The organism is Chloroflexota bacterium, from assembly GCA_018648225.1.
GTDB lineage: Bacteria > Chloroflexota > Anaerolineae > Anaerolineales > UBA11858 > NIOZ-UU35.
On record JABGRQ010000134.1, the window covers coordinates 12645 to 14610 of the forward strand.

The 1966-nt window shown below is 48.3% G+C and carries 2 protein-coding genes; one reads left to right on the top strand and one right to left on the bottom strand.

Features of this window, described 5'->3' with window-relative positions; all coding sequences use genetic code 11:
* Positions 1-1637 (bottom strand): GAF domain-containing protein (locus tag HN413_13460; GenBank protein ID MBT3391404.1); only part of this gene is annotated, 1637 nt, incomplete at its 3' end.
* 255 nt (positions 1638-1892) lie between these two features.
* On the opposite strand from HN413_13460, the gene HN413_13465 reads away from it, so the two are divergent.
* The coding region (locus HN413_13465; GenBank protein MBT3391405.1) for a DUF255 domain-containing protein at positions 1893-1966 on the top strand (74 nt) is incomplete at its 3' end.

Below are 1966 nucleotides of genomic sequence, written 5' to 3' on the forward strand. Positions count from 1 at the left end.
CCCAGCAATTTCGTCGAGTCCGGAAAACCCCGCCCGGCAAGCAGATGTAAGTAACCTTCACGTCTTAAAAACAGGGCTGCGCTGTCGTAGGCAATCACTACTGCCAACCCATCCAGAATGCCTTCCAGTACTTCCTTCATATCTAATCTGGCCGTTATCGAACTGGCTGCCTGTCGAAGCACTTCAGCTTCGCGCAAACGCTGCTGTTCCTGGGCAAATAACAAAGCGTTATTCATGCCGTTCGCGATTACACTGCCCAGTGTCTCAATAAATTCTTCGTGGCGCTCGTAATGATGTTCAGATTCAGACCCTAATCCCACGATCCCAAATACTTGATCCCCTCGGATTAACGGCACCACAGCGGCAGAGCGCAAGCCTAGCTGTTTACATTCATTCCAGGTGCAGCGCTCATCCATATCAATTGGGCAAGAATAAATCGCCCTTTTTTCGGATACCGCCAACCCACACAAACACTGGCCGATTTTATGCGTAGGCAAATCATCAAAAGTGCGTTCAAAATCCCGATACCGAACCGAAATCGGAACCAGATCATCCCCTTCGAGCAGCATGATAAATCCAACGTTAGCACGTGTCGCATCCAGTATGCCTTGGGTTGCCACGGCAGCACACTCTTCCAATGATATTGTCTGGCTGACGCGCTGGCGTAAAACATTGATGGCAGCCAATTCGTCGGCTCGACGCCGGGTATCCAGAAACAAACGCGCATTTTGAATGGCGACGGCAGCTTGATTTGCCAAAATCATGAGCAGGCGTTCGTCATTTTCATCAAAGGCGTCGGGGGTTTCGCTTTCAACATTTATCGCGCCAATCGTTTCCCCGCCAACCTGCAAGGGAACCGCCAATTCGGATTGGATAGCCGGATCGGCACACAGATAACGCGGGTCGGCATTGACATCGCCCAGGCGCACTGCCTCGCCATTCAGGGCAACCCAACGCGTAATGCCGCTTTCCATTTCGAAGAAACGCTGCACTTTTACAATTTCATCGAGAAATTCCTGCTCTGCCAACCCCATGCGCGCATGAGCTAATAATTGAAATTTTCCGGTCTCGATATCATACAGCACGATCGCCCCGCGGCGATACCCCATTTGGGATTCAAGCAGCGCAAGCACATTTTCGGCTACAATGCGCGGCTCACTCAGATGTGCAAATGTTAAACTGGCGCTAAATAACGCTTCAAGCTGTTTGGCGTATTCTTGCAATACCTGCTCGTTTTTTCTCAACGCCATTTGGGTATGTTGATATTCGGAAATATCGCGAACGAAGTTGGCAAGCATATAGCCAGATTCGGTTCGAATGGGAAAGATCATTCCCTCGACATACAATCGGGTGCCATTTGGATGGATATATTCTCTGGAAATTAACTGATTCGCATCAGGCAATTTGCCGGTTCGTAAAAATTCGGTCAAATCTGTTTTTAATTGGGTCCGGCGTGCCGGAGTCTGTTCGACATCCGGAAGAAGTGTAAACTGCATCTCCCAAACCTTCTGCCCGAGCATATCATCGGCGAGAACACCAGTGATACGTTCCAGCACGCGGTTCCAGACCACCATGACCCCATTTTCATCGCAGATCGCAATCCCATCCTGAGATTGTTCAATTATACTTTGATACATACCAACGTTCATTTACAAAACATCTCCGGTTTATGCAAGCCACAAGAATATCGCAAACTTCAGATTCTTACGTCAATGCTATTGCCCACTCCGCTACGAAGATAGAATTTGATTCTATTTTAGCGCATAATCTCCTGGAAAGATACGTTGCTACGTTTCAACACAACAAATCGGTTTCAATGTTTGCATCGAAAGATTTTTGCACATCGCGGCATCCAGTATAATACATGCCAATCTCGCAAGGAGAATCCATAAATGCCCAACCGACTAGCCCACGAAAATTCCCCTTATCTGCTTCAACATGCCACCAATCCGGTAGACTGGTACCC